The sequence below is a fragment of the Kribbella sp. VKM Ac-2566 genome (assembly GCF_004366005.1).
Classification (GTDB): Bacteria; Actinomycetota; Actinomycetes; order Propionibacteriales; family Kribbellaceae; genus Kribbella; species Kribbella pratensis.
The window spans coordinates 119,678-139,322 of sequence record NZ_SODT01000013.1; the positions used below are offsets into that span (position 1 = coordinate 119,678).

The window sequence follows — 19,645 nt, forward strand, 5'->3', positions numbered from 1 at the left end:
CTCGGAGGAGAACGACCCGAAGTGAGTGCGACGACGCCCAATGAAGGGCTGCCTGCTGGGCCCCGCCGCTGGCTCGGCCTGGTGCTGGCGGTTGCCCTGGTGTCGGGCGGCGTCGTCTACACCGTTGAACAACGAGAGCAGGACGCCCACGAGCGCGCCGCCGCCACGCAGACCGCGACACCGGCGCCGCCGAAGGCCACCAAGCCGTCCCGGATCGCCGCCACGGTCGCCGCCCGGCGGGTCGCGATCGACACCATCCTGATCCGCCGCGCCCAGGCCGTGCAGACCGGCAACGAGGCGCTGTTCCTGGCCGACGTCGATCCGGCGAACAAGAAACTCCGCGCCGCGCAGAAGATCCTGTTCGCGAACCTGGTCGAGATCGGCTTCACCGAGCTCGGCTACAGCCAGGCCGAGGAGCGCTTCAACCCGGCCGTCCTCAGGGCCCACGGCAGTACGACGTACCTGGTCCGGATCCTGATGCGGTACCAGATCCCGAAGGTCGACTTCACGCCGGTGACGACCGAGCTCGGCTACACGTTCGTCGCCCGCGGCGGCCACTGGCTGCTCACCGCCGACGACGAACTGGACAACGACCTCGGGCCGGGCGCGCACCGCGAGGCCTGGGACCTCGGCCGGATCGAGGTGCAGCGCGGTCCACGGGTCCTCGTCGTCGTGGAGAAGGGCGACACGAGCCGCGGCCGGGCGATCGCCACCGAAGCGGCCGAGGGGCTGCACGAGGTCGCGACGTACTGGCCGCTGCACTGGACCGGCTCGGTGTTCGTGATCGCGCTCGACGAGACCGAGGTCCGCGACGCCAGGTTCGCCGACGAGGACATCGAGTCCGCGGCGAGCACCGGTACGACGTTCTCCTCGCTGCCCGGTCAGGACACCGCCGACGGTGCGGTCGCCGGCGGGTACGTCGTGATCAACCCGAACGAGCGCGACCGCGTCGACGAGATCCTGCTGTCGCACGAGATCACCCACGTCGCGACCGCGGACCTCGGCGGGTACGAACCGTTGTGGCTGGCCGAAGGCGCCGCGGAGTACGTGTCCTGGCGCGGGATCGAGGCCGTCAGCGGACCGGGCGAGGTCGGCAAGTGGGAGCAGGAGGTCATCGACGACGCCGTACCGCAGCTGAGCGCGCTGCCGAGCGACGCGGGCTTCTACCAGAACTCCGCCGACGTGTACGGCGTCAGCTGGCTGGCGGTGCGCTTTCTCGTGCAGCGGATCGGGCTCGGCAAGGTCGAGGAGCTGTACGAGGACATGGCGCGCAACGGCACCGATCAGGCGTCCCGCGATCGCATCCTGCTGAGTCGCACCGGGCTCACCGAAGCGACCCTCTGGACGTCACTGACAACATACCGGCCACAACGCTGAGTGCCGGTTTGACCTCGCGCTGTCAGAGGAGCAACCTCGAAGAGGTTCCGTCCACCTTGAGGAGGCGCAGATGAGTCTTGTGCGGAAGAAGACGATCGAACAGTCGATCGCCGACACCGACGAGCCGGAGTACCAGCTGAAGAAACGCCTCACCGCGGTCGATCTGACCGTCTTCGGCATCGGCGTCATCATCGGTGCCGGGATCTTCACCCTCACCGGCCGCGCCGCCAAGCTGTACGCCGGTCCGGGGATCGCACTGTCCTTCGTGCTGGCCGCCGTCTGCTGCGCGCTGGCCGCACTGTGCTACGCCGAGTTCTCGTCCACCGTGCCGGTGTCGGGTTCGGCGTACACGTTCTCGTACTTCGCGCTCGGTGAGATCTTCGCCTGGATCATCGGCTGGGACCTGCTGCTCGAGTTGATGCTCGGGGCAAGCGTCGTGGCCCAGGGCTGGTCGACGTACGCCGCCTTGTTCCTCGACCAGATCGGGTTGGGCTGGCCGTCGTCGATCGGACCGGACAGCAACGTCAACGTGCTGGCGATGCTGCTCGTCCTGGTGCTGGCGACCCTCGCGACGATCGGCATCAAGGAGTCCCTGCGGGTCAACCTGGTGCTCGTCGCGATCAAGCTGTTCGTGGTGCTGTTCGTGATCGTCGCCGGCCTGTTCTACATCAAGGGCTCGAACCTGACGCCGTTCATCCCGCCGAGTGTCGAGACCCCTGATGCGGGAGTCACCATCACGACGCCGTTGTTCCAGGCGCTGTTCGGGTTCACGCCGTCGACGTTCGGCGTGATGGGCCTGGTGTCCGGCGCGTCGCTGGTGTTCTTCGCGTTCATCGGGTTCGACGTGGTCGCGACCACGGCCGAGGAAGCGAAGAACCCGCAGCGCGACCTGCCGCGCGGCATCATCGGCTCACTGGCCATCTGCACCGTCCTCTACGTGCTGGTCTGCATCGTCATCACTGGCATGGTGAAGTACTCCGACATCAGCGGTGAGGCCGCGCTCGCGGAAGCGTTCCGGTCCGTCGGCCGCGGTGGATTCGCGACGCTGATCTCCGCGGGTGCGGTCGCCGGTCTGACCACCGTCGTACTGACCCTGATGATCGGCGCCGCGCGCGTCGTGTTCGCGATGAGCCGCGACCACCTGATGCCGCGGGAGCTCGGCAAGACGCACCCGAAGTGGGGTACGCCGTACCGCCTGACGATCGGCATCGGCGTGCTCGTCGCGATCGTGGCCGGGGTGACCCCGATCGGCAAGCTCGAGGAGATGGTGAACATCGGCACGCTGGCCGCCTTTACCCTGGTGTCGATCGCGGTGCCTCTGCTGCGCCGGAGCCGTCCCGACATCCAGCGCTCGTTCCGGGTGCCGGGCAACCCGGTGATCCCGATCCTGGCGGCGCTGATCTGCCTCTACCTGATGCTGAACCTGTCGCTGGAGACCTGGCTGCGGTTCGCGATCTGGATGGTGCTCGGCTTCGTCCTCTACGCCGTGTACGGCTACCGGCGGAGCCGCGTCGGGCTGGAGGAGCGCACCGGCGAGGTCCAGAAGGCCTGATCCGGTCCCCGGGGACGGTCGGCTGCGGTTAGGATCAGCCGACCGTCCGAGGGGGACACCGATGAACCACCCGAAACGCCTGTTCGCAGGCGTTGCCGCGCTGGCGCTGGTCGCGTCCGGCGGGGTTGTCGCTGTCAGGGCCTGGCACGGTGACGCTGCGTCCGGGACCACCGTGCTCGCCGTGCGGGCATCGCCCAGTACGCCGCCTGGACAGCTCACCGCTTCGCAGAAGGCCGCCCGCAAGAAGGCGCTGGACGTGATCCTGGCCCGACGATCGGCCGCCGTGCTCAAGGGCGATCTGAAGGCGTTCCTGGCCCCGGTCGACCCGAAGCAGACCGAGCTGGTCGCGCGGCAGCGGACGCTGTTCACGAACCTGCGGAAGTTCGGGTTCAGCACGCTGCGGTACTTCACCGCCGACGGGTTCGACGGGGCGCCGGCCCTGGTCGAGAAGTTCGGGACGCGGGCGTTCTCGACGCGGGTGATGATGCGGTACCAGATTGCCGGGCTGGATCCGCGGCCCGTGCAGACCGACCTCGGGTACACCTTCGTGCCGCGGGCCGGGGCCTGGGTGCTCGTCGACGACACCGCGATCGACGAGCTGCTGACCGAGGCCGGCCATCGCCAGCCGTGGGACTTCGACGAGGTCCAGCTGGTCCGGCGGGGCAAGGTCGTGGTGGTCGTCGACAAGCGCGAGGCGAGTCTCGGCACGAAGGTCGCGAAGGTCGCGGACAACGCCGTGACGTCGGTCCGCAAGCACTGGAAGCGGCCGTGGAACGGGGCGGTGCTGGTCGTGGCGATGCCGCTGCCGGGGGTGATGTCGACGCTCTGGACGGCCGGCAGCGGCGGCGGCTGGACGATCGCGGCGAAGGCCGTGACGCTGTTCGAGGGGGAGCAGCTGGGGAAGCCGATCGGGCGCCCGATCGGCAGCCGGATCGTCGTGAACCCCGCACTCCGCAAGAAGCTCGACAAGGACCTCCTGGTCCACGAGATGACCCACGTGGCGACCTCGACGCTGGGGGTCAACGCGCCCATCTGGGCCGTCGAAGGTCTTGCCGAATACGTCCGCTGCCGCTCGATCGAGGACGATCCGCACTGGTCCGTCGACCCGTACCGCAAGCGCGTCCGAGCGAAGTACCTGTCGAAGCTGACAGCGCTGCCCAACGAGAAGGTCTTCGCCGACGACGCCGACCGGGCCTACGGAACCAGCTGGTGGATCCTCGAGTACCTGGCCGACAAGCTCGGCGAGAAGAAACTCGCCACCCTGTACGTCGACCTCTCGCAGCACGGCGAAGCGGTCCTGACCAAGGACACCGGCCTGACCGCGGCCCAACTCGTCGCCGCAGCCAAGAAGTTCAAGGGCTGAAGGTGCTGGGGGACGGAGCGGGCTTCCGGCTCCGTACCGCCCCCCAGCGGTCTGTCAGGCGAGACTCGCCACACCCTTCGGCAGGAAGCGACTCCCGTTGACCTTCTCCGCGATGCCGGAGCGGTCCAGGTACGGCGTGATGCCGCCGAGGTGGAACGGCCAGCCGGCGCCCAGAAGCAGGCACAGGTCGATGTCCTGGGCCTCCGCGACCACGCCCTCGTCGAGCATGATCCGGATCTCCTCGGCGAGCGCGGTCAGCACCTGGGTGCGCAGCTCGTCGGCGGTGGACGGCTTGTCGCCGACCGTCACCAGCGCCTCGACCTCCGGGTCCACGACCGGCTTGCCCTCCGGCCAGATGTAGAACGAGCTCTTGCCCGCCGCGACGACCTTCGCCAGGTTCTCCGACACCGCGAACCGCTCCGGGTACGCCCGGTTCATCGTCTCCGCGACGTGCAGCGCGACCGGCAGCCCGACCAGCTGCAGCAGGACGAACGGCGGCATCGGCAGACCGAGCGCCGACAGCGCCTTGTCCGCCTCGAGGATCGGCGTACCTTCGTCCACCGCCGCGCTGACCTCGCCGAGGAAGCGGGTCAGCAGCCGGTTGACCACGAACGCCGGCGCGTCCTTCACGAGCACGCAGGACTTCTTGAGCGTCTTGCCGACCGCGAACGCCGTAGCGAGCGACGCGTCGTCGGTACGGTCCGCGCGGATGATCTCCAGCAGCGGCAGCACCGCGACCGGGTTGAAGAAGTGGAACCCGACAACCCGCTCCGGGTGCTCCAGGTCCGCGGCCATCTCCGTCACCGACAACGACGAGGTGTTGGTGGCCAGGATCGCGTCCGGCCGGACGATCTTCTCCAGGTCGGCGAAGATCGTCTTCTTCAGTTGCAGCTCCTCGAACACGGCCTCGATCACGAAGTCGGCGTCCGCGAACGCGCCCTTGTCCACAGAACCGGTGACGAGCGCCTTCAGCTGGTTCGCCTTGTCCGCACGGATCCTGCCCTTGCCGAGCAGCTTGTCGATCTCACCGTGCACATACCCGACGCCGCGGTCCACACGCTCCTGGTCGAGGTCCGTCAGTACGACGGGAACCTCGAGCCGCCGCGCGAACAGCAGCGCCAGCTGACCCGCCATCAGACCCGCACCGACGACACCGACCTTCGAGACCGGCCGCGCCAGCGACTTGTCCGGCGCGCCGGCCGGGCGCTTGGCGCGCTTGTTCACCAGGTCGAAGGCGTAGAGGCCGCTACGCAGCTCCTCGCTCATGATCAGGTCGGCGAGCGCCTCGTCCTCGGCCGCGAACCCACGGTCCCGGTCGTTGTCGCGAGCGGCCGCGATCAGGTCCAGCGCCCGGTACGGCGCCGGCGCCGCGCCGCTCACCTTGACGTCGGCGAAACTCTTGCCCCGGGCAACAGCCGCGTCCCACGCGTCGCCGCGGTCGATCTCTGCCCGCCGGACCGTGACCTCGCCCGTGAGAACCTTCGACGCCCAGATCAGCGACTGCTCGAGGAAGTCCGCCGACTCCAGCAGTACGTCGCCGATGCCCAGCTTCACCGCCTCCGGCCCGCTGAGCATCTTGTTCTGGTTGAGGGCGTTCTCGACGACGACCTTCACCGCGTTGTCCGCGCCGATCAGGTTCGGCAGCAGGAAGTTGCCGCCCCAGCCCGGGATCAGGCCGAGGAAGACCTCCGGCGTCGACAGCATGCCCGCGGCCACCGACACGGTCCGGTAGGTGGCATGCAGCGCGACCTCGAGCCCGCCGCCGAGCGCGACGCCGTTCACGAACGCGAACGACGGCTTGCCGCCGTCGACCAGTTTCCGCAGGACACCGTGCCCGATCCTGCCGAGCGCCAGCGCCTGCTCCCGGTCGGTCAGCTTCGGTACGCCGGTCAGGTCGGCGCCCGCGGCCAGGATGAACGGCTTGCCGGTGACACCGATCGCGACGATCTCGTCGCGGGCGAGTGCCGCGTCGATGGCTTCGTTCAGCGAGCCGAGGCCCTTGGGACCGAAGGTGTTCGGCTTGGTGTGGTCGTGCCCGTTGTCCAGCGTGATGAGCGCCATCGTGCCGGCCTTGTTCGGCAGTACGACGTCCCGCGAGTGGGCGAGCGTGACAACCTCGTCGGTCGACAGCGCCGACGCGCTGTCGATCAGATCCTGCAGACTCATGCGGCTGCACCTTCCCAGTTCGGGTTCTCCCAGATGACCGTGCCGCCCATGCCGAGGCCGACGCACATGGTGGTGAGGCCGTAGCGGACCTCGGGGCGCTGCTCGAACTGCTTGGCCAGCTGGTTCATCAGCCGGACGCCGGACGAAGCCAGCGGGTGGCCGAAGGCGATCGCGCCGCCGTACGGGTTGACCCGCGGGTCGTCGTCGGCGATGCCGTAGTGCTCCAGGAACGCCAGCACCTGGACCGCGAACGCCTCGTTGACCTCGAAGGCCTGGATGTCGTCGATGGTCAGGCCGGCCAGCTTCAGTGCCTTCTCGGTCGCGGGCACCGGCCCGAAACCCATCACCTCGGGCTCGACGCCGACGAAGCCGTAGGACACCAGCTTCATCTTCGGCTTCAGGCCGAGCTCCTCGGCGGCTTCGGCCGACGTGATCAGCGCGGCGGTCGCACCGTCGTTGATACCCGCGGAGTTGCCTGCCGTGACCCGGCCGTGCGGACGGAACGGGGTCTTCAGCTTGGCCAGGTCCTCCATCGTGGTGCCCGGGCGCATCGGCTCGTCGGTGGTGGCGTAGCCCCAGCCCAGCTCGGCCGACCGCGTGGCGATCGGCACCAGGTCGGGCTGGATCAGATCGTTCGCGTAGGCCTTCGCGGCGCGCTCCTGGGAGGCGACCGCGAACGCGTCGGCGCGCTCCTTGGTGATCGAGGGGAACCGGTCGTGCAGGTTCTCCGCGGTCGACCCCATCACCAGGGCCGAGGTGTCGACCAGTTTCTCGGAGATGATCCGCGGGTTCGGGTCGACGCCCTCGCCCATCGGGTGCCGCCCCATGTGCTCGACGCCGCCGGCAACGACCACGTCGTACGCGCCGAAGGCGATCCCGGCAGCGGTGGTGGTGACGGCGGTCATCGCGCCGGCGCACATCCGGTCGATCGAGTAGCCGGGCGTGGTGTTCGGCAGGCCGGCCAGCAGCGCGGCGGTCCGGCCGATGGTCAGGCCCTGGTCGCCGATCTGGGTGGTGGCCGCGATCGCGACCTCGTCCACCCGTTGCGGGGGCAGACCCGGGTTCCGCCGCAGCAGCTCCCGGATGCATTTGATCACCAGGTCGTCGGCGCGCGTCTCGGCGTACTGGCCCTTGGCCTTGCCGAACGGGGTGCGAACGCCGTCGACGAACACGACATCGCGGATCTCACGGGGCACGAGGGCCCTCCTCTGGGGGTCGGGAAAGCTACCCCGATGCTACCCGTCGGTAACAGAACCGCCAAAGTTCCCACGCCTGTGCGACGGCTCACAAATCAGTCAGCCGTGGCAAAGCGGCGCGAATGGGCGCATGCTGGAGTTCAAGGTCCGCGTTTCTGGAGTTGTTCCATGAACAATCTTGATCTGTCCGTGCCGGTCCTGAGCCGGGGGAAGCACCGCAGTCCGCGCAAAGGCGCCTGCTTCATGGAGTTCGCGTCCTACCTGGCCGGTGAGCCGTGGTCGGACCACCCGTCCTGCACGCACCCGCTGCTGGCCGGCGTCGCGCGTGACGTGAACGACTGCACGACGGATTCCGGCCGGTCGCGGCTGGCTCCGTTGATCCCGTCGGTGATCGGCCTGACCCCGGACGACCCGCACGTCGTACCGCGGGTGACCGCGCGCTGCATCCAGCACGCGCTGCCTGTCGTCTCGCAGGAGCGCCAGTACATCCTGGCCGTCGCCCTGCTGGTGGGGGAGAAGCAACTCGCCCTGCTCGACGGCCGGGCGCCTGACGACATCGAGCCGGCGTCGCTCGCGGTGCTGGAGGCGGTCCCGTCGGCGACCAAGTGGGCGCGGTCCTTCACCGCCCGTTCGCGTCGCGCGACCCCGGACTTCGCCCGCCGTACGGCGCCCCGCGCGATCTCCTGCGCGGTCGAGGGGATCTCGCAGGCCTGCGTACCGGATCCGGACGACCGGCTGTACCACCTGCTCCTCGACGCCATCGCGGAGACCAAGGCGTGGGTGCCCGCACCGGCACCCGCACCCGAGCCGGTCACGCGCGAGGTCGTACGCTTCACTGTGTGACGTCGGAGATCGATACCGGATCAGGTCTGCTGCCGGTCCACGAGTGGGGATCCGCTGACACCGAGACACCGGGAGTCCTGCTACTGCAGGAGATCTTCGGAGTCTCCGACTACATCAAGCAGCGCGCGGCGGACCTGCACGCCCTCGGGTACTACGTGGTCGCGCCTGAGATCTACTGGCGGCTGGACGACACCGAGCTCGACGAGTCCTCGCCGGAGCTCCTACCGCGCGCGATGAGCATCGTCGGACGTCTCGACTGGGACCAGGCCGTGACCGACGCTGTCGTAGCACTGGAGTACCTGAAGGCGCGGGGGAAGGGCACCGGGGTAATCGGCTTCTGCTTCGGTGGCGGGCTCGGCTACAACGTGGCCGCTGTGTCGTCGCCGGACGTTCTGGTGAGCTACTACGGCTCCGCGTTGCCCGATCTGCTCGAGCTCGCGCCGAAGGTGACCGCCACCAGCCTGCACCACTTCGGCAACGCCGACGCGTACCTGGACGTCGACGCGATCGTGCCCGCACTCGGCGGTGACGATCGGGTCGAGATCCACCGGTACGACGGCGCGGGTCACGCGTTCGACAACCCGCTGCCGATGTTCCACCATGCAGAGGCGTCCGCGCTGGCGTGGCGGCGTACCGAAGACTTTCTCGCCCAAAACCTCCCAACCTCCCAAGGACAAGCATGAGCCTGTACGACATCCCGTTGACCACCCTGTCCGGTGCCGCGACCTCGCTCGGTGATTACAAGGGCAAGGCCGTCCTGGTCGTGAACGTGGCGTCGAAGTGTGGTCTGACACCGCAGTACGAGGGCCTGGAGAACCTGCAGAAGAAGTACGCGTCCCGCGGCTTCACCGTGCTGGGCGCCCCGTGCAACCAGTTCGGCGGCCAGGAGCCCGGCACCGCCGAGGAGATCGACACCTTCTGCTCCACGACGTACGGCGTGACGTTCCCGATGCTCGACAAGCTCGAGGTCAACGGCGAGGGCCGCCACCCGCTGTACGCCGAACTCACCCTCACCCCGGACGCCGACGGCGAGGCCGGCGACATCCAGTGGAACTTCGAGAAGTTCCTGATCAGCCCTGAGGGCACCGTCGCCGCCCGCTTCCGCCCCCGCACCGAGCCGGAATCGGACGAGGTAGTCGCCGCCATCGAGGCCCAGCTCCCGGCCTAGAACTACCCGGCCAGATCGCCCGTCGCTTCCGCGGCGGGCGATTTCTTCTGCGCTCCGACGCATTGCAACGACTCTTTCGAAAGAGTACTTTCGATGCATGCCGACGCCGCATCGCCGCCTCAGTGACCCGCGGGAGCTCAACGCGCTGGCCCATCCGGTCCGGATGGCCCTCGTCGAGCTGTTGTCGGTCAGCGGCCCGTTGACCGCGACCGAGCTTGCCGATCGGCTGGACGAGACGCCCGCCAACTGCTCGTGGCACCTGCGGAAGCTCGCCCAGCACGGGTTCGTGGTCGAGGCCGAGGGTGGGAAGGGGCGGCAGCGGCCCTGGACGGTGCCCGGTCTCGGATTCCGATGGGACGAGGAGCATGCGTCGCCATCTGTCGAGGAGCGGCGGGCCGCGCAGGCGCTGTCCGAGGTAGTCATGGGGCGGGCCATCGACCGGCTGCGGGAGTCGCAGGAGCGCGCGCCGGAGGACGCCGAGGAGTGGCGTGCCGCACGGAGCAACACGGAGATGATCGCCTGGCTGACTGCGGACGAGCTCAAGGAGATGAACGACGCGATCAACGCCGTCCTCGACCGGCACGTGGAGCGGCTGACCGACCCGGCGCAGCGGCCGGCCGGCGCGCGGCTCTGCGAGTTCGTCTCCTGGGGCGTACCGACGTACTTCCCAGGGGTCGAGCCGGCATGAGGAAGCTGTTCGCGCAGCCCGGGTTCCCGCGCCTCTTCGGTGGGCTGAGTACGTCGATGCTCGGCGACTCGGTGATGCTGCTGGTGCTGAGCATGTGGGTGAAGACCCTCACCGGCTCCAACGCGCTCGCCGGCCTGACGTTCTTCTTCATGGTGCTTCCCGCGCTCGGTGCCCCACTGCTCGGCGTCTGGGTGGACCGGCTGCCCCGCAAGGCGATCCTCGTCTGGGGCAACTTCGCCAGTGCGGTCGCGGTGCTGCCCCTCGTGCTCGTGCGGGACGAGAGCGACGTGTGGCTGATCTGGCTGGTCGCCTTCCTGTACGGCGTTTCGTTCGTCGTACTGCCCGCCGCGGTCAACGGGCTCCTCAAAGAGCTGCTGCCGGACGACCTGCTGGTCGACGCCAATTCCAGCCTCGCGACGCTCAAGGAGGGCTACCGGTTGTTCGGCCCACTGGTCGGCGCCGCGATCTTCGCGACCGCGGGCGGCTGGCTGGTGGCGGTCGTCGACGCGACCACGTTCGCCGTGGCCGGCGTGCTGATCGCGACCCTCAAGGTCACCGAGACGCCTGCTCCGGAAAGGCACAGCTTCCGGGAGGATGTCCTGGCCGGCGTTCGCTTCCTGGCCGGCGACCGGGTGCTCCGCCACGTCCTCGCCGGACTGGCGATCTCGATTCTCGTCATCGGCTTCTTCGAGTCGTCGATCTACGCGCTGATGGACGCGTTCGGCAAGCCGCCGACCTTCTCGGGCGTCTTCGTGACGTGCCAGGGCGTCGGAGCGATCATCGGCGGTCTCACCGCCGGCCGCGCCGTACGCCGTCTCGGTGAGATCCTCTGCTGTGCTCTGGGTCTGACTGTGCTGGCTGTCGCGACCGTCGTCTGCATCGCCGCGCCCACCATCGCCGTGGTGCTGGTCGGCGCGGCCATCTGCGGTCTCGGGCTGCCGTGGACCTTCGTCGCGTTCACGACGCTCATGCAGCGACGCTCGCCGACGCACCTCATCGGCCGGGTGTCGACCGCGGTCGACGTCCTCGTCTCCACCCCGCAGGCGATCTCGCTGGCTCTCGGCAGTCTGCTGGTCAGCCTGCTCAGCTATCGCCAGATCTTCGCCATCATCTCAGGAGTGATCCTGCTCGGCGCACTCCAGATCGTCCTCACCCTCCGGGACGAGATCCGGCAGGTCAGTCGAGGGGCTTCTTCGCCTCGGAGGTCATTGCTGCCGTGAGGACTTCGGCGGTGAGGGCGATCTGCCACTCGCGGGCGTGATGGTCGCGGAGGAACGTTTCGACGACTTCGCGGCTCATGTCCGGTGGTGGGGACCAGGCCAGGCGGCGGATCGTGTCCGGGGCGAGGAGGTTCTCGGTGGGGAGGCGGTGGGCCTCGGCGATCTCGGCGACGGCGGCGCGGGCGGCCGACAGGCGGGCCGCGGCGTCCGGGTCGCGGTCGGCCCAGGCGCGGGCCGGCGGCGGGCCGTCGTACCTCGGGCCTTGCTTGGGGAGTTCGGAGTCGGGGAGCCTGCGGGCGTGGTCGATGGCCTCCCACCAGGTCCGCATGTGGCGGTGGGCGCCGCGGCCTTTGAAGGCGGTCAGCTTCTGCAGCGTGTCGCGGTCGGTCGGCATCGCGGACGCCGCCTCGACGATTGCGGCGTCCGGCAGCACGCGGCCGGGGGAGATGTCGGCCGACGCGGCGATCTGGTCGCGGGCCTCCCAGAGCGCCCGGACGACGGCCAGGCTGCGGCGGTTCCGGACCCGGTGCATACCCGACGTACGGCGCCATGGGTCCGGTTTCGGCTCCCGCGGGGGAGCGTCCAGGATCGCGGCGAACTCCTGCTCCGCCCAGTCCCACTTGCCTTCGCGGCGCAGCTCCTGCTCGATCGCGTTCCGCAGCTCGATCAGCATCTCGACGTCCAGGGCTGCGTACACCAGCCAGGGCGCCGGGAGCGGCCGGGTCGACCAGTCGGCCGCGGAGTGCTCCTTGCGCATCCGGTAGCCGAGTACTTCGCTCACGAGCGAGGCGAGCCCGACCTTCGGGTACCCGAGCAGGCGGCCGGCGAGTTCGGTGTCGAACACCTGCCGCGGCACCATCCCGACCTCGGCCAGGCAGGCCAGGTCCTGGTTCGCGGCGTGGATGATCCACTCGGTGTCGACGATCGCGTCGCCGAGCACGGACAGGTCGCCGAACGGGATCGGGTCGACGAGCGCGGACCCGGAGCCCTCACGGCGCAGCTGGACGAGGTACGCGCGGTGCGAGTAGCGGTAGCCGGAGGCGCGCTCGGCGTCGACAGCCACCGGACCCGTGCCGGAGCGGAACGCCTCGACGGTGTCGTTGAGCGCGGAATCGGAGTCGATCACCTCCGACAACCCGTCCCTGAGTTCCAGCAGGGGCAGGTTCGCGATCGGGTCGTCCGGAGCGGACGACGGCTGGGTGTTGGCTGGGCTCATCGGCCCCGCTGTCCACGCCGGGTCGGCATCGCGACCACCCCCGGCGGCACCGGCGGCAGTCCGGCCGCCGTACACAGCACCTCACCCCACGCCTCGGCGTGCCGGGTCACGTCGACCGTCCCGCCGGGGCCGGGCACGGGACTCCAGGACGCGCGGATCTCGATCTCCGCGGTCGCGTCGTCGTCGGCCATGCCGCCGAAGCTCTCCGATACCACCCTGGTGACGGTACCGCTCGGGGCCAGGAAGTCGGCACCGCGGTCCCCGAGAGCCTCCATCAGCCAGGTCCAGCCCACGCCGCCGAGCAGCGCGTCGGTCACCATCTCCGGTTCGACGGCGGCGCGCACGTATGCGACACAGCGGAAGGTCGACTGCCAGGCGTCGTTCCCGTCCGGGTCGTAGAGGACGACCAGGCGGCCGGTGGCGACATCGTCGCCGTCGACCGTCACGTCGGCGCTGACCGCCGCCGCATGCGGTGCGATCCGCTGCGGTGCGGGCATCTCCTCGACGAAAACCTCGGGTCGGAACCGGGCACCTCGTAACTGCGAGACTGCCTCGGCGAACTCCGCGGGTGGCGCGTCGACCTGCTTGCGGGCACCCATGTCGGCAGCCTACGACTGATTACTCACCGCCGCCTGCTAAGACGCGCCGGTAGCTGTGTGTATGCCAGGCGCGACCGGGTCGCTGTGCCGTGATCACAGCGTGGGATCATCGCTGTGTGCCAGTGACGCCACCCTCCACTCCGGACCGTTCCGCCTATCTGCTCGCCGCTCGGGGTGAGCCGGTGCCGCACACTCCGGTGTGGTTCATGCGGCAGGCCGGGCGGGCGCTGCCCGAGTACCGTGCCGTCCGCGAGGGCATCACGATGCTCGAGTCCTGTATGCGGCCCGACCTCGTCGTGGAGATAACGCTGCAGCCGGTCCGCCGTTACGGCGTCGACGCGGCGATCTACTACTCCGACATCGTGCTTCCGCTGAAAGCGGCCGGTTTCGGCGTCGAGATCAAGCCGGGTGTCGGTCCGGTCGTCGCAGACCCGATCCGGGACGCCGCAGGCGTTGCCACGGTGCGTCCGGTCACTCCGAGCGACGTTTCGTTCACCACGGAGTCCGTGCAGCAGTTGGTCACCGAGCTCGGCGGTACGCCGTTGATCGGGTTCGCCGGTGCCCCGTTCACGGTCGCGTCGTACCTGGTCGAGGGCGGGCCCAGCAAGGACTTCGCCAAGACCAAGGCGATGATGCACGGCAAACCCGACCTGTGGCACGCGCTGGCCGACCGGCTGGCGGACGTCGCCATCGCGTACCTGGCCGTGCAGGTCGAGGCCGGCGCGTCGGCGATCCAGTTGTTCGACTCGTGGGCCGGTGGGTTGTCGCCGCGGGACTACGAGCGGTTCGTGCTGCCGCACTCCGCGAAGGTGTTCGAGGCGCTCAAGGAGTACGGCGTACCGCGGGTGCACTTCGGTGTGAACACGGGCGAGCTGCTCGGTCTGATGAGCGCGGCCGGGGCCGATGTCGTCGGCGTCGACTGGCGCGTCCCGCTGGACGAGGCCGTACGCCGGGTTACTGCCGCCGAGGGCGCCCCGAAGCCGGTCCAGGGCAACCTCGACCCGGCCCTGCTGTTCACCGGGTGGGAGACCATCGAGCCGGAGATCGACCGGATCCTCGCCGAGGGCAAGGCGGCTCCCGGTCACATCTTCAACCTCGGCCACGGCGTCCCGCCGAACGCCGATCCCGAGGTGTTGCACCGGGTCGCGCAGTACGTCCAGACGAAGTCGGCCCATGTACCTGCCTGATTACGACGTCACCCTGGAGCCGCTGGGAGCGGACCACGCGGACGCGGTGCTCGCGTTCGAGCAGGAGAACCGGCAGTACTTCGCCTCGTGGATCTGGGACCGCGGCGAGGAGTTCTTCACGGACTACGCGACCCGGCACGCCGCGCTGCTCGCCGAGCAGGAGGCCGGCGTCTGCCGCTTCCACGTGCTGGTCGACAACACCGGAGCCGTGGTCGGCCGGGTGAACCTGATGGACCTCGAGAACGGGTCGGCCGAGCTGGGCTACCGGATCGCCGAGAAGTGGGCCGGGAAGGGCCTCGCGACAGCGGCCGTGCGGGCGCTCATCGAGGTCGCACGGACGGAGTACGGACTGAAGGCGCTCACGGCCGGGGCCTCGAACCACAACGGCGCCTCGCAGGCGGTGCTGACGCGCACCGGATTCCGGCCGGTCGGGAGCTCCAGCACCGACCTCGGGCCGGGAACGAAGTACGAGTTGAGCTTGGAGTCCGAGTGAACGGCGTGAACCGGGTGGTTGTGGTCGGCGGCGGGATCAGCGGGCTGGCGGCGGCGCATGCGCTCGCGACCGGGCCGAACCCGCCGCGGATCACGGTCCTCGAAGGGTCGCCGCGGCTCGGCGGGAAGCTGGCCGGGGACGCGATCGAGGGGGTGCCGGTCGATCTGGGCGCCGAGTCGGTGCTGGCGCGGCGGCCGGAGGCGGTGGAGCTGATCCGGGCCGTCGGGCTCGGGGACGACCTGGTGCATCCGGCAACCACCTCGGCCGGGCTGTGGATCGGCGACCGGATCCGCGCGATCCCGCCGACCGTGATGGGTGTCCCGATCGATCCGGCCGCGACCGCCGACGTACTCGGGGACGCGGCCGCCGAGCAGGTCGCGCACGAGGCCGACCTGCCCGCGCCCGCGCTGACGGAGGATGTGGCGATCGGGCGGTTCGTCGCCGACCGCATGGGGTCCGCGGTGACCGACAAGCTGATCGACCCGCTGCTCGGCGGGGTGTACGCCGGGAAGGCCGAGGAGATTTCGCTCGCCGCCGCCGTACCCGACCTGTACGCGAAGCTGCGGACCGCGCCGAGCCTGCTCGCCGCCACGGCCGAGCTGCGCGAACTGGGCCAGAAGCGCGCCGGCCAACCGGTCTTCGCCGGCATCGTCGGCGGCATCAACCGCCTGATCGGAGCCCTCGAGCAGGAGCTGACCGCTCGCGGCGTCGAGATCCGCACCAAGCTCGCCGTACGCCGGATCTCGCGGACCGCCGACGGGTTCGAGCTGGAGGGGGGACCCGTGCCCGCGCCGACGTACCTCTCGGCGGACGCGGTCGTGGTCGCCGTACCGGCTGCTCCGGCCGGACGGATGCTGGGGGAGTTGGTGCCCGCGGCATCGACCGAGCTGGCGGGTATCGAGTACGCGAGCATGGCGATCGTCACGCTCGCCGTCCGGAAGCGGGACTGGCCGTCGGGGGCCGCCGGGTCGGGGTTCCTGGTGCCGTCCGTGGAGGGCCGGACGATCAAGGCGTCAACGTACTCGCACGCCAAGTGGGCGTGGTCCGCGGAGGCCGGTGGTGACCTCGCGGTACTGCGCGCCTCGGTCGGGCGGCTCGGTGAGGAGTACGTGCTGCAGCGGTCCGACGAGGAGCTGGTTCGGCTCGCGGTGGCAGATCTGCGCACGGCGATCGGACTGCAGGCCGAGGTGGTCGGGTCGCTGGTGACGCGGTGGGGCGGTGGTCTTCCGCAGTACGCCGTCGGGCACCTGGATCGCGTCGACCGGGTGGAGGCCGCGGTGTCCGGCGTACCCGGGCTGGCGGTGTGCGGAGCGGCGTACCGGGGTGTCGGGATCGCCGCGTGTGTGGCCTCGGGTGGCAAGGCGGCCACCCGGGTGCGGGAACACCTGAACGCATTGGAGACAATGAAGTCGTGACTGGTAAGCCGAAGGCCCGTGAGCTCAACGATGTCATCCGCTACACCCTGTGGTCGGTGTTCAAGGTCGAGACGCCGCTCGGTGACGTCGACCGGGACGAGCTGACCGCCGAGCTCAACGATCTGGTCGGGAAGCTGGCCGCCGCCGACGTGGTGATCCGCGGGTTCTACGACGTCGAGGGCTTCCGGGCGGACGCCGACTTCATGATCTGGTGGCACGCGCCGACCTCGGACGCGCTGCAGGAGGCGTACCACCAGTTGCGCCGCTCACGGCTCGGGCGGCACCTGGTGCCGGTCTGGTCGCAGTTCGCGCTGCACCGGCCGGCCGAGTTCAACAAGAGCCACATTCCGGCGTTCCTGGCCGACGAGGAGCCGCGCGGCTACATCTGCGTGTACCCGTTCGTCCGGTCCTACGAGTGGTACCTGCTGCCGGACGAGGAGCGCCGGTTCATGCTCGCCGAGCACGGCAAGATGGCGCGCACCTACCCGGACGTGCGGGCGAACACCGTGGCGTCGTTCGCGCTCGGTGACTACGAGTGGATCCTCGCGTTCGAGGCCGACGAGCTGCACCGGATGGTCGACCTGATGCGCGACCTGCGCGCGTCGACGGCCCGCCGGCACGTCCGCGAGGAGATCCCGTTCTACACCGGCAAGCGGACCGAGCCCGGCGATCTGATCGCCAACCTGGTCTGATGCACCGCAAGGCGTTCCCGGTGCTGTACGTGTCCGACGTACGCCGGTCCGTCGACTTCTACGCGCTCCTCGGCTACGAACCGACGTACCAGTTCCCGCTGGAGGGCGACCCGCACTACGTCGGCCTGGAGCGCGGCGAGTCGTCCCTCGGCCTGTCCGACGCCAACTGGCCCGAGGCACAGCTCGGCATCACGGTCGGTACGGCGCCGCGCTTCGAGCTGTTCGTGTACGTCGACGACGTCGAGGCCGAAGTGGAACGCTTCCGCGCGGCCGGCCACCCGGTCCTGCAGGAGCCGGCCACGATGCCCTGGGGCGAGCGCCAGGCGTACCTCGCCGACCCGGAGGGCAACCCGGTCGCGCTCGCCACCCCGGTTTAGGTGCCGGGCTTCTGCAGCAGGTAGTCCTCGGCGCGCATCGAGGTCGGGGGCCGGACGTCGGACGGGATCAGCTCGCGCAGGTCCCGCTCGGTGAGCTTGTCCGGGTCGCTGGCGGACAGCCGGGTGGCCTGGTTGGAGACGGCCTCCTCGAGCACGTTCCGGATGAAACGGCCGTTACCGAAGCTGTGGCCACGCGGCGCGGGCGGGATGACGGCGCGGACCTTGTCCAGCACTTCCTCGCCGTAGATCATGCCCTTCTGCCGGGCCTGCAGCTCGAAGATCGCGACCAGCTGGTCGGTGTCGTACTCGCTGAACGACAGCAGCTTCGGGAACCGGGACTGCAGGCCGGTGTTGGACTCCATGAACCGCTGCATCTCGCGGTGGTACCCGGCGACGATCACGATGCAGTCGTTGCGGTGGTCCTCCATCAGCTTCAGGATCGTCGCGACCGCTTCCAGGCCGTAGTCGCCCGGAGTGTTCTCCGGCGTCAGGCTGTACGCCTCGTCGATGAACAGCACACCGCCGAGCGCCTCGCGGAACTTGGCCGCGGTCATCGGCGCGGTCGAACCGACCCCGGCTCCGACCAGGTCGGAGCGGTCGACCTCGACCACGTGGCCCTTCTCCAGGACGCCGAGCTGGTGGTAGATCCGGCTGAGCAGACGGGCGATCGTGGTCTTCGCCGTACCGGGCTTGCCGACGAACACCATGTGCCGCGCGCGCTCGTGACTCGGGAGCCCGAGCTCGGCCCGGCGGAGGTTCGTCTTCACCTCGGCGACCATTTTGCGGACCGCGTCCTTGACCGACTCCAGGCCGATCAGCGAGTCGAGTTCGGCCAGCGGGTTGTCGCTGTAGTCGACCGGCTTCGGCAGCGGATCGTCGAGCGTGCCGCCTTCTGCGTCGCCCGCCCTCTCCTCTTCGTCCTTCTTGACGTCCTTCCAGGCGGCCGAGAGCGAGGCCTCCTGGTTGGCCGCTGCCTGGTTCTCGAGGGCGCTCCACCGCTCCCGGTCGAGCATCCGGAACAGCGTGGTCAGGTCCGGCACCTCCGGCTCCGGCCACGGCGCCCGGTTGAGCACACCGGCCAGGTGTACGCCGACGCGTGCGGCGGCGGCGCCCCAGGACCGGGCGAGCGGCGCCTGGCCGTTGCGGATCGCGCGGGACATCCACTGGTTGACATGGCCGTGCCAGGTCTGCAGCGAGAACGTCGGGTCGATCTCCTGGAGGGCCTTGTGCACGTCAATTGCGGAGTTGCCGAGGACGGTCGCGACGGACTTCGGGATTCCGCGCAGTCCGGTCGCCAGGATCAGCTCGGCCAGAACCTGGGCGAAGTCGCCGGCGTACTCGTCCGGGCTCAGCATCAGCATCCGGGCGTGCGTGTCCCGGACCGAGTTCAGCGAGTACCGCAGGGCGGCGGTGGGGCCGGCGAGTTCAGGGAGTACGGCGCGCTCGGAGTCCTTGAGCGCCTCGGTACGCCAGTACTTCGCGATGTCGTCGTACTCGCCGGCGACGTGCAGTTCGGTGAGCTCACGGTCGGCCAGGACGCGGTCGAACGCGGCGGTCAGGGCCGTGGCGCGCGCCGCCATCGGGGGAGCGTCGACGAACATCGCGGCGACGTTGCGGGAAAGCTGCAGAGCGTGCCTGCGGCCGTTCTCGCGGAAGCCGCGCGCGCCGGCGATCGCCTGCAGATGCCAGTCGGTCTGCGCGGCGTAGATCACGTGGCCGCTGCCGCCGAGGCGGGAGGACGGCCGGTAGAACTCGTGGGTCAGCTCGGTCCCCAGGTCGGCGTACTCACCGTGCAGGACCGGGATCCACCCGGTCAGCAGCGGAGCTACCTGGTGGGTGTACCAGACCGCGGCGGGTGTGCCCTTGACGAAGTCCGGGAACGCCTCGGGGCGCAACGGCCGCAGCGCCTCGGGATCGTCGGCCCAGGCCTTGAGTTGCGCCCGGATGCGGGCCAGCCACGCGCCCGGCACCTCCCACGGCTCCTCCGCCGCCAGCACATCGAGAACCCGCGGACCACGGACGTCGTCAGCCACCAATTTCCTTCCCCAGACTCCACCAGCCGCCCCAGTCTAGGACCCCACCGGGCTAGCGTC

18 protein-coding genes are annotated in these 19,645 nt (G+C 69.6%); 13 read left to right on the forward strand and 5 right to left on the reverse strand.

The window, feature by feature from the left end; genetic code table 11:
• Window positions 1-21: 21 nt before the first annotated feature.
• The 3 genes from EV647_RS31250 (at window position 22) to EV647_RS31260 (ending at window position 4,292) form a co-directional block, all read left to right on the forward strand.
• Window positions 22-1,377: a hypothetical protein gene (locus EV647_RS31250; RefSeq protein WP_238177485.1), complete on the forward strand. Its 1,356-nt coding sequence runs from the start codon at window positions 22-24 to the stop codon at window positions 1,375-1,377.
• A gap of 70 nt (window positions 1,378-1,447) precedes the next feature.
• Window positions 1,448-2,929 (forward strand): amino acid permease, encoded by a 1,482-nt coding sequence (locus EV647_RS31255; RefSeq protein WP_134009381.1) that lies wholly within the window; start codon window positions 1,448-1,450, stop codon window positions 2,927-2,929.
• 61 nt (window positions 2,930-2,990) lie between these two features.
• Window positions 2,991-4,292 carry a hypothetical protein gene (locus EV647_RS31260; protein ID WP_134009383.1) on the forward strand — a complete coding sequence of 434 codons (1,302 nt, stop codon included), beginning with the start codon at window positions 2,991-2,993 and terminating at the stop codon, window positions 4,290-4,292.
• Between the two features lie 54 nt (window positions 4,293-4,346).
• Here the strand turns inward: EV647_RS31260 and EV647_RS31265 are convergent, their stop codons facing one another.
• Complete coding sequence (locus EV647_RS31265) at window positions 4,347-6,458, reverse strand: 3-hydroxyacyl-CoA dehydrogenase NAD-binding domain-containing protein (protein ID WP_134009385.1); 2,112 nt, start codon at window positions 6,456-6,458, stop codon at window positions 4,347-4,349.
• A complete protein-coding gene (locus EV647_RS31270) occupies window positions 6,455-7,654 on the reverse strand; it encodes an acetyl-CoA C-acyltransferase (protein WP_134009387.1) in 1,200 nt (399 codons plus the stop codon). The genes EV647_RS31265 and EV647_RS31270 overlap by 4 nt, the downstream gene beginning before the upstream one ends.
• A gap of 168 nt (window positions 7,655-7,822) precedes the next feature.
• Between EV647_RS31270 and EV647_RS31275 the strand changes: the two genes are divergently transcribed.
• From EV647_RS31275 to EV647_RS31295, 5 genes are all read left to right on the forward strand, one after another.
• Window positions 7,823-8,497 carry a hypothetical protein gene (locus EV647_RS31275; RefSeq protein ID WP_134009389.1) on the forward strand — a complete coding sequence of 225 codons (675 nt, stop codon included), beginning with the start codon at window positions 7,823-7,825 and terminating at the stop codon, window positions 8,495-8,497.
• Window positions 8,494-9,180, forward strand: coding sequence for a dienelactone hydrolase family protein (locus EV647_RS31280; protein WP_134009391.1), 687 nt, complete (start codon window positions 8,494-8,496; stop codon window positions 9,178-9,180). Before EV647_RS31275 ends, EV647_RS31280 begins: the two co-directional genes overlap by 4 nt.
• A complete protein-coding gene (locus EV647_RS31285; protein WP_134009393.1) occupies window positions 9,177-9,665 on the forward strand; it encodes a glutathione peroxidase in 489 nt (162 codons plus the stop codon). The genes EV647_RS31280 and EV647_RS31285 overlap by 4 nt, the downstream gene beginning before the upstream one ends.
• Window positions 9,666-9,762: 97 nt before the next feature.
• A complete protein-coding gene (locus tag EV647_RS31290) occupies window positions 9,763-10,353 on the forward strand; it encodes a helix-turn-helix domain-containing protein (protein ID WP_134009395.1) in 591 nt (196 codons plus the stop codon).
• Window positions 10,350-11,573, forward strand: coding sequence for an MFS transporter (locus tag EV647_RS31295; protein ID WP_166680472.1), 1,224 nt, complete (start codon window positions 10,350-10,352; stop codon window positions 11,571-11,573). The genes EV647_RS31290 and EV647_RS31295 overlap by 4 nt, the downstream gene beginning before the upstream one ends.
• On the opposite strand, the gene EV647_RS31300 is transcribed toward EV647_RS31295, so the two are convergent.
• The gene (locus EV647_RS31300) at window positions 11,530-12,789 is read right to left on the reverse strand and encodes an HRDC domain-containing protein (RefSeq protein WP_134009399.1); all 1,260 of its coding nucleotides are present in this window, start codon (window positions 12,787-12,789) and stop codon (window positions 11,530-11,532) included. The genes EV647_RS31295 and EV647_RS31300 overlap by 44 nt on opposite strands.
• Complete coding sequence (locus tag EV647_RS31305) at window positions 12,786-13,388, reverse strand: DUF3000 domain-containing protein (protein ID WP_134009401.1); 603 nt, start codon at window positions 13,386-13,388, stop codon at window positions 12,786-12,788. The genes EV647_RS31300 and EV647_RS31305 overlap by 4 nt, the downstream gene beginning before the upstream one ends.
• A gap of 122 nt (window positions 13,389-13,510) precedes the next feature.
• On the opposite strand from EV647_RS31305, the gene hemE reads away from it, so the two are divergent.
• Genes hemE through EV647_RS31330 form a run of 5 tightly spaced genes read left to right on the forward strand, consistent with a single transcriptional unit; the run spans window position 13,511 to window position 17,552 of the window.
• A complete protein-coding gene (gene hemE, locus EV647_RS31310) occupies window positions 13,511-14,575 on the forward strand; it encodes a uroporphyrinogen decarboxylase (RefSeq protein ID WP_202876395.1) in 1,065 nt (354 codons plus the stop codon).
• Window positions 14,562-15,068: a GNAT family N-acetyltransferase gene (locus EV647_RS31315; RefSeq protein ID WP_134009406.1), complete on the forward strand. Its 507-nt coding sequence runs from the start codon at window positions 14,562-14,564 to the stop codon at window positions 15,066-15,068. The genes hemE and EV647_RS31315 overlap by 14 nt, the downstream gene beginning before the upstream one ends.
• On the forward strand, window positions 15,065-16,483 hold the full coding sequence (gene hemG, locus EV647_RS31320) for a protoporphyrinogen oxidase (RefSeq protein WP_238177486.1): 1,419 nt from the start codon (window positions 15,065-15,067) through the stop codon (window positions 16,481-16,483). The genes EV647_RS31315 and hemG overlap by 4 nt, the downstream gene beginning before the upstream one ends.
• Window positions 16,480-17,175, forward strand: coding sequence for a hydrogen peroxide-dependent heme synthase (hemQ, locus tag EV647_RS31325; protein ID WP_238177487.1), 696 nt, complete (start codon window positions 16,480-16,482; stop codon window positions 17,173-17,175). The genes hemG and hemQ overlap by 4 nt, the downstream gene beginning before the upstream one ends.
• Window positions 17,175-17,552, forward strand: a complete 378-nt coding sequence (locus EV647_RS31330) for a glyoxalase/bleomycin resistance/extradiol dioxygenase family protein (RefSeq protein ID WP_134009408.1) — start codon at window positions 17,175-17,177, stop codon at window positions 17,550-17,552. The genes hemQ and EV647_RS31330 overlap by 1 nt, the downstream gene beginning before the upstream one ends.
• On the opposite strand, the gene EV647_RS31335 is transcribed toward EV647_RS31330, so the two are convergent.
• Window positions 17,549-19,585, reverse strand: a complete 2,037-nt coding sequence (locus EV647_RS31335; protein ID WP_134009411.1) for an AAA family ATPase — start codon at window positions 19,583-19,585, stop codon at window positions 17,549-17,551. The two genes, EV647_RS31330 and EV647_RS31335, sit on opposite strands and share 4 nt — an antisense overlap.
• Window positions 19,586-19,645 lie beyond the last annotated feature (60 nt).